Annotated in this window: 6 protein-coding genes; 5 read left to right on the top strand and 1 reads right to left on the bottom strand. The window is 73.5% G+C overall.

What is annotated here, in order from left to right; translation table 11 throughout:
- From IE249_RS34730 to folP, 3 genes are all read left to right on the top strand, one after another.
- A partial coding sequence (locus tag IE249_RS34730) for a 2Fe-2S iron-sulfur cluster-binding protein (protein WP_229859976.1) occupies positions 1-3020 on the top strand: 3020 nt, incomplete at its 5' end.
- On the top strand, positions 3013-3615 hold the full coding sequence (locus tag IE249_RS34735) for a sarcosine oxidase subunit gamma (protein WP_189711386.1): 603 nt from the start codon (positions 3013-3015) through the stop codon (positions 3613-3615). The genes IE249_RS34730 and IE249_RS34735, both read left to right, overlap by 8 nt.
- A gap of 161 nt (positions 3616-3776) precedes the next feature.
- Entirely contained in the window at positions 3777-4601 is an 825-nt protein-coding gene (folP, locus tag IE249_RS34740; protein ID WP_229859977.1) for a dihydropteroate synthase, read from the top strand.
- Positions 4602-4668: 67 nt separating this feature from the next.
- Here folP and IE249_RS34745 read toward each other — a convergent pair whose 3' ends face one another.
- Positions 4669-5466: an IclR family transcriptional regulator gene (locus IE249_RS34745; RefSeq protein WP_189711390.1), complete on the bottom strand. Its 798-nt coding sequence runs from the start codon at positions 5464-5466 to the stop codon at positions 4669-4671.
- Between the two features lie 394 nt (positions 5467-5860).
- Here IE249_RS34745 and IE249_RS34750 point away from each other — a divergent pair, with 394 nt between their 5' ends.
- Positions 5861-6946, top strand: coding sequence for an S-(hydroxymethyl)mycothiol dehydrogenase (locus tag IE249_RS34750; protein WP_189711392.1), 1086 nt, complete (start codon positions 5861-5863; stop codon positions 6944-6946).
- 103 nt (positions 6947-7049) lie between these two features.
- Positions 7050-8222 (top strand): N-methyl-L-tryptophan oxidase, encoded by a 1173-nt coding sequence (gene solA / locus IE249_RS34755; protein WP_189711394.1) that lies wholly within the window; start codon positions 7050-7052, stop codon positions 8220-8222.
- Positions 8223-8328: the final 106 nt, after the last annotated feature.

The following is an 8328-nucleotide window of genomic DNA, read 5'->3' on the forward strand; positions in this document are numbered from 1 at the left end:
GCTGGTTCAACGCCGTCCGGGACACGGCGACGAACGAGATCCTGGCGGTGTACCGGGCCGGGGAGGAGCGCCCGCAGACAGCGCAGGAGCGTCCGGTCGCCTCCCGGCCCGGCCCGGCGCCCGCCGGCCCCGCGGCGGCGCGGCCGGCCCCCGCGGTGGCCGGGGGCGAGGATGCTTCGCCGCCTCGGGCGACATTCCCGGCAACCGGCTTCCGCCTCCGTGCAGGGGGCCGTGTCGACCGCGACGCGCCGCTGACGTTCACCTTCGACGGCACCGAGTACCGCGGCTGCCGAGGCGACACCCTCGCCTCCGCCCTCCTCGCCAACGGTGTGATCCAGGCGGGGACCAGCATCAAGCTCGGCAGGCCCAGGGGCATCTTCTCCGCCGGGGTGGAGGAGCCGAACGCGGTCGTCCAGGTCGAGGCGCCCTTTCCCGAGCCCATGCTCCCGGCGACCACCCTCGAGCTGTACGACGGCCTGGTGGCGAGCAGCCTGCCGGGCCAGGGGCGTCTCGCCACGGAACCGGACCCGGCGCGCTACGACGCCGTGCACGCCCACTGCGACCTGCTGGTCGTCGGCGCGGGCCCGGCCGGCCTGGCCGCCGCGGCGGCGGCCGCCCGCAGCGGGGCCCGCGTCATCCTGGCCGACGACCAGCCGGAGCCCGGCGGCGGTCTGCTCGGCACGGGCGAACACCTCGACTGGGTGGAGGAGGTCACCGGGCTGCTCGAAGCCGCCCCCGAGGTACGCGTCCTGCGCCGCACGACCGTCTTCGGCCACTACGACGACAACCACCTGCTCGCCGTGGAGCGGCGCACCAACCACCTCGGCGCCGCCGCCCCCGCGAACGTCTCCCGGGAACGGGTCTGGCGCATCCGCGCCCGCCGGGTGGTCCTGGCCACCGGCGCCCACGAACGCTCCCTGGCTTTCGCGGACAACGACCGCCCCGGTGTGATGCTGGCCGCCTCGGCCCGCACCTACCTCCACCGGTACGGTGTCCTGCCCGGCCGCCGGGCGGTCGTCCTCACCACCAACGACAGCGCCTACGCGGCCGCGCTGGACCTCCACGCCGCCGGCGTGGACGTCGCGGCGGTCCTCGACACCCGCCCGGAGCCGGGCCGGTGGGCGGACCGTGCCGCGCGGGCCGGCATCGAGGTGCTGGCCGCTCACGCCGTCACCGCAACGGAAGGCGACCCGAGGCTCACCACGGTCGTCGCCGCCCGGTACGGCGAGGACACCGGTGCCGGCCGCGAGTTCCCCGCGGACCTGCTGCTCGTCTCCGGCGGCTGGAACCCGGTGGTACACCTGTTCAGCCAGGCCGGGGGCAAGCTCCGCTACGACGACGCCCTGGGCTCGTTCGTCCCCGGCACCTGCCGTCAGGCCGTCGAGGTCGCGGGCGGCGCGAACGGCGCCCTCGACCTGCCCACCGCCTGGGCCCAGGGCGTGGCGGCGGCCGGCCGGGCGCTGGCGGCCGAGGGCCACACGATGGACCCGCCCCGCCTCCCCGACGCGACGGCGCACCCGCACACCCCGCCCATGCACGTGTACACGGTCCCCGGCCGGGACGGCGCCCCGTGCTTCGTCGACCTGCAGCGCGACGTCACGGTCGACGACCTGGCGCGGGCGACCGGGGCGGGCCTGCGCTCGGTGGAGCACACCAAGCGCTACACCACGGCCGGCACCGCGAACGACCAGGGCAAGACCTCCGGCATCCTGGCCGGCGGGGTCGTCGCCGAACTGCTGGGCGTGGACATCTCGGCGCTGGGCACGACCACGTTCCGGCCCCCCTACACGCCCGTCTCCTTCGCCGCCCTGGCCGGCCGCGACCGGGGCCCGCTGAGCGACCCGGTCCGCACCACCGCCCTGCACCAGTGGCATGTCGCGCACGGCGCCGCGTTCGAGAACGTCGGCCAGTGGAAGCGCCCCTGGTACTACCCGCAGGAGGGCGAGGACATGGAGGCCGCCGTGCTGCGCGAGTGCGCTGCCGCCCGCGACGGCGTGGCCTTCATGGACGCCTCCACCCTCGGCAAGATCGACGTCCAGGGTCCGGACGCCGCGCTCTTCCTCGACCGGCTCTACACCAACATGATGAGCACCCTGAAGGTCGGCATGATCCGCTACGGCGTGATGTGCCGCCTGGACGGCATGGTCTTCGACGACGGCACCGTCATACGCCTGGCCCCCGACCGTTTCCTGGTCACCACCACGACCGGCAACGCGGCCGCCGTCCTGGACTGGATGGAGGAGTGGCTGCAGACCGAATGGCCCGAACTGCGGGTCCACTGCACCTCCGTCACCGAGCAGTGGGCCACCGTGGCCCTGGTCGGCCCGCGCTCCCGCGAGGTTCTCGGCTCGCTCGCGCCCCGGCTGGCCGTGGCCAATGACGACTTCCCTTTCATGGCATGGCGCGAGACGACTGTCGCCGGCATCGAGGCGCGTGTGTGCCGGATCAGCTTCTCCGGCGAACTCGCCTACGAGATCAACGTGTCGCCGTGGCACGCGCTCGCGCTCTGGGAGGCGGTGCACGAGGCCGGCGCCCCTTACGGCATCACCCCCTACGGCACCGAGACCATGCACGTCCTGCGCGCGGAGAAGGGCTATCCCATCATCGGCCAGGACACCGACGGCACGGTCACCCCGCAGGACCTGGGCATGGGCTGGGCGGTGTCGAAGAAGAAGCCCGACTTCATCGGCAAGCGCTCCTTCGCCCGTGCCGACACGGTCCGCCCGGACCGCAAACACCTGGTCGGCCTGCTGCCCGAGGACCCGGCCGCCTTCCTCCCCGAGGGCACTCACCTGGTCGCCGACGGAGAACTGCCCGCCCCGCCCGTCCCGATGCTCGGGCACGTCACCTCCAGCTACCGCAGCGCGGCGCTCGGCCGGACCTTCGCGCTCGCCCTGATCAGGGGCGGCCGGGAGCGCATCGGCGAACGCCTCTACGCGCCGGTCGGTGACCGGCTGCTCCCGGTGACGGTCGCAAGCCCCGTCCTCTACGACCCCGAGGGAGCCCGCCGCGATGGCTGACACCGTCCTGACCGCCCCGCCCCGCAGCCCCCTGGCGCACGAAAGGCACCGCCTGGCCGCCGCCACCCGGGCCTCCCGCGGCGCCCTCCGCCTCGCCGAACTCCCTCTCCTCGCCCAGGTCGACGTCCGCCTCGATCCCAAGGGAGCGGCGGCGGACGCCGTCGGACTGGCCCTGGGCCTTCCACTGCCGTTGGAACCCGACACCGTCGTACGCACGGCAGACCTGGCCGCGCTGTGGCTCGGCCCGGACCAGTGGCTGCTGGTCGGACAGCCCGGTACCCAGCGTGACCTGGAGAGCCGTGTCCGCGCGGCGGCCGGGCAGGAGCCGGTGTCCGTCACCGACGTCTCGGCACAGCGCACCACCGTCCTCGTCGCCGGCCCCCGCGCCCGCGACCTCCTGGCCCACGGCTGCTCCCTGGACCTGCACCCGCGCGCCTTCGGCCCCGGGCGCTGCGCTCAGACGACTCTCGCCCGTACCCAGGTCGTCCTGGTCGCCCGCGACGAACCCAGGGCCGGGTTCTGGGTGCTGGTCCGTTCCTCGTTCGCCGGCTACCTGGCGGACTGGCTGCTCGACGCGGCGACGGAGTACAGATGACCGGACCCGGCGGTACCGCCCTGTCGCCCCGGGGGGAGCCTTGCCGGGGGGCTCCCGCCGCGCTTCGGCCGGACGCGGCCGGTGTCGCCCGCAGCCATCCGTCCCACGCCGGGCCGCAGGCCCACCCGACCGGGTTGCCACGGCCCGGCCGCGCACTGGTCATGGGCGTCGTGAACGTCACCCCCGACTCCTTCTCCGACGGCGGTTCGTCGTTCGCCGCCGACGCAGCCGTCGCGCACGGACTCGCGCTGCTCGAGCAGGGAGCGGACATCGTGGACGTGGGCGGTGAGTCGACCCGCCCCGGCGCGAGACGGCCACCGGCCGACGAGGAACTGCGCCGCGTCCTGCCCGTCGTCCGGGAACTCGCCGCGGCCGGCGCGGTCGTCAGCGTCGACACCATGCGGGCCGGGGTCGCCGCCCGCGCGCTGGACGCGGGGGCACGGCTGATCAACGACGTCTCGGGGGGCCTCGCCGACCCCGCGATGCTGCCGCTGATGGCCCGGGCGGCCACGCCGTACGTGGTGATGCACTGGCGCGGACATTCCGCCGGTATGGAGGCCAACGCCCGCTACGGCGATGTCGTCGCCGACGTGCTCGGCGAGCTGCGCCTGAGGATCGAGGCCGCGCTGGAGGCGGGAATCGCGCCCGGTTCCCTGATCGTCGACCCCGGGCTCGGCTTCGCCAAGGAACCCGAGCACAACTGGAGGCTGCTGGCCCGGCTCGGGGAGATCCGTGCACTGGGCCATCCGGTCCTGGTGGGCGCCTCACGCAAGTCGTTCCTCGGCCGTCTGCTGGCGGACGACGCGACGGGACGACCCCGTGCGGCGCGGCTGCGGGACGCCGCGACCGCCGCCGTCTCCGCGCTCGCCGCCGCGCAGGGCGCCTGGTGCCTGCGGGTGCACGATGTCGCGTCGACGCTGGACGCGGTACGGGTGAGCGCCCGCTGGGGCGCGGAGACGGAAGGGGCGGTGCAGCCGCCGCGCTGAGCCCACGGGGACCCACCGGCCGCGCCCGCGTGCGCGGCCGGTGGGTCCGCGCGCCGGGCCGGGCGGCTCAGCCCGGATAGCCGATCCGGCGGCTGATGTCCTGCGCTCCCTTGACCAGCACGGGTGCGAACTCGTGCATGCGTTCCTCGGTGAAGCGGTACGCGGGGCCGGAAGCGCTGAGCGCGGCGATGACCTCGCCGTCGCGGGACCGGATCGGGGCCGCCATGGCATGCAGCCCGATCTCGAACTCCTCCAGTGTCACCGCGTACCCGCGCCGCTGCGCCTCGGCGAGGTCCTTCTCCAGCCTCGTCCTGGCCGTCAGGGTGTGCGGCGTCAGCTTCCGCAGCCCGGAGGCCGCGAGCACTTCGGCGCGCTCCTTCGCCGGCAGGTGGGCGAGGAGGATCTTGCCGCTCGAGGTGGCGTGCACGGGGGTGAGCTGGCCCACCCAGTTGTACGTACCGACGGCGCCCGGACCGCGTACCTGGTAGAGGTTGACGGCGTAGTGCTCCTGAAGCACCGCGATGTTGACGGTCTCGCCGATCTCCTCGCTGAGCCGCTCGCACACCTGCCGGCCCTGCTGGGTGATGTCGAGACGGCCCGTCACGGCGCCGGCCAGGCGCACGAGTCCGAAGCCGAGCCGGTACTTGCCCCGCTCGGCCGTCTGCTCGACCAGGCCACGCGCTTCCAGCGCCCCGAGCAGGCGGAACGCGGTCGACTTGTGGACGTCGATCTCGGCCGCGACCTCGCTGACACCCGCCTCTCCGCGCTGCGCGAGGATCTCCAGGACGCTGACGGCGCGGTCGACGGATTGCACCCCGTTCCCCGTCTGACCTGCTGTTGCGTCATGTGCGACATGGATGCTCATGATGCAACTATACGCAGTCGCGCCGGCAAGTCCGGCAGGAGTCGGGCGACGGCGGGAGCCGGCCGCCGCATGGTCGCACGGCCCGTCCTGCCGGCGGAAGGCCGCGGTGCCGGTCCCGGCGGGCCGTGCGGGCGGCCGAGGCCGGCGGCGCCCGGCGGCGGACGCTCGCTCCGGGCGGGAAATTCGCTTCACCAATCCCTTGACAGTGGGTGCCCGCAGGGAGACAGTTTGGCAAGCGTTGCTTATGGCGAATGTGGTTGTGGACTACGCAACGCAACTTTCGAGGTCGGTGACCCCCCCGATCGTTCCGCGGGAGCGATCGACGTCGCCCGCCGTCCCGGGACACCGGGCCCAGGACCGTGTTCGGCCGCCCCCGCAGCGGAGGAGATCGACAGTGACACACGAGGTACGCGCCGTCGTCGCCCGGCACAAGGACGCGCCGGTCTCGGTGGAGACGGTCCTGGTGCCGGACCCCGGCCCGGGTGAGGCGCTGGTGCGCGTGCAGGCCTGCGGCGTCTGCCACACGGACCTGCACTACCGGCAGGGCGCGATCAACGACGAGTTCCCCTTCCTGCTCGGCCATGAGGCCGCGGGCGTGGTGGAGGCGGTCGGCGAGGGTGTCACCGACGTCGCACCCGGCGACTTCGTCGTCCTCAACTGGCGCGCGGTCTGCGGCAAGTGCAGGGCCTGCCGCAGGGGCAGGCCGTGGTACTGCTTCGCCACCCACAACGCGAAGCAGAAGATGACCCTGCAAGACGGTACGGAGCTGTCGCCGGCCCTGGGCATCGGCGCGTTCGCCGAGAAGACCCTGGTCGCCGCCGGCCAGTGCACCAAGGTGGCTCCGGCCGCCTCGGCCGCCGCGGCCGGGCTGCTCGGCTGCGGCGTGATGGCCGGATTCGGCGCAGCGGTCAACACCGGCGCCGTCGGCCGCGGCGACTGCATCGCGGTGATCGGCTGCGGCGGCGTGGGCATGGCCGCCGTCGCGGGGGCCAAGGTGGCGGGCGCCGGCCGCATCATCGCCGTCGACGTCGACGACCGGAAGCTGAAGAGGGCCGAGCAGTTCGGCGCCACCGACACCGTCGACTCCTCCAGGACCGACGCCGTCGAGGCGATCCGCAGCCTGACCGGCGGCGTGGGCGCAGACGTCGTCGTGGACGCGGTGGGCCGCCCCGAGACCTACGAGCAGGCCTTCTACGCCCGCGACCTGGCCGGCACCGTCGTACTGGTCGGCGTCCCCGCCCCGGAGGCGACCGTCGGCCTGCCCCTGCTGGACGTCTTCGGCCGGGGCGGGGCGCTGAAATCGTCCTGGTACGGCGACTGCCTGCCCTCCCGGGACTTCCCGGCCCTGATCGACCTCTACTTGCAGGGCCGGTTCGACCTGGGTGACTTCGTCAGCGAGACGATCGGCCTGCACGAGGTGGAGGCCGCGTTCGCCAGGATGCGGCGCGGCGACGTCCTGCGCTCGGTGGTGATCCTGTGACCGCGCTGACCGGCCCCCGGAGGCAACGCGTCCGGCGCTGCGACACGCCAGGAGCACGAGCAGAACCACGTCCCCGTCGGCAGATTCCCCAGGAGAGGGACACATGGCCACTTCGTACGACGTGATCGTCGTCGGCCTGGGCGGGATGGGCAGCGCAGCCGCCTGTCACCTGGCCGCCCGCGGTCAGCGGGTGCTCGGCCTGGAGCGCTTCCGCCCAGCCCACGACCTCGGCTCAAGCCACGGCGGATCCCGCATCTACCGGCAGGCCTACTTCGAGGACCCGGCCTACGTGCCGCTGCTGCTGCGTGCCCGCGAACTGTGGGAGAAGCTGGCCGCCGACTCCGGGTACGAGGTCTTCACCGAAACCGGTGGTCTCCTGATCGGCCGTGAGGACAGCGCGGCCTTCGCCGGCACCTTGAGCAGCGCGCACCAGTGGGGCCTGGAGCACGAGGTCCTCGACGCCGCCGACATCCGGCGCCGCTTCCCCACCTTCAATCCGGCGGCGCAGGACGTCGCCTTCTACGAGCGCAAGGCCGGTGTCGCCCGGCCCGAGGCCACCGTCATGGCCCACCTGGGACTGGCCCGGGCCAACGGCGCCGACCTGCACTTCGCGGAAATGGTCCTCGGCTGGGAGGCCGACGGCCCGGGCGGCAAGGCCTGGGTGGTCACCGACCGCGGCGCGTACACCGCCGACCGGCTCGTCATCGCTCCCGGGGCCTGGGCCCCGAAGCTCCTGTCCGACCTGGGTGTGCGCGTGACGGTGGAGCGTCAGGTCATGTACTGGTTCCAACCCGACGGCGGCACCGGCCCGTTCGCCCACGACCGGCACCCCGTCTACATCTGGGAGGACCCGGACGGCACCCAGATCTATGGCTTCCCCGCCCTCGACGGGGCCGACGGCGGCGCCAAGGTCGCCTTCTTCCGCAAGGGCGTCCCCAGTGACCCCGACACCCTCGACCGCGAGATCCACCCGGAGGAGATCGCGGCCATGGCCGGCCACCTGCGCCCGCGCATCCCCACCCTGCCCGGCCGCTTCCTCAAGGCCGCCGCCTGCATGTACGCCAACACCCCGGACGAGCACTTCGTCCTCGCCCGGCACCCCGAGCATCCGCAGGTGACGGTGGCCTGCGGATTCTCCGGCCACGGGTTCAAGTTCGTCCCCGTCATCGGCGAGATCATCGCCGATCTGGCCACTGAAGGCACCACCGGCCACCCCATCGCCCTGTTCGATCCCCGCCGCGTGCGCGTCCGACCTCCCTTGAAGGTGACCCGATGACCATCACGAATCTGCCGCCCAGTCTGATCGCCACTCTTCCCGGTTCTGCCTATACGGATCCGGAGGTGTTCGCTCTGGAGCAGGAGCGGATCTTCGAGGCGATGTG

Origin of the sequence: Streptomyces anandii JCM 4720 (assembly GCF_014650655.1) — a bacterium.
GTDB lineage: Bacteria > Actinomycetota > Actinomycetes > Streptomycetales > Streptomycetaceae > Streptomyces > Streptomyces anandii.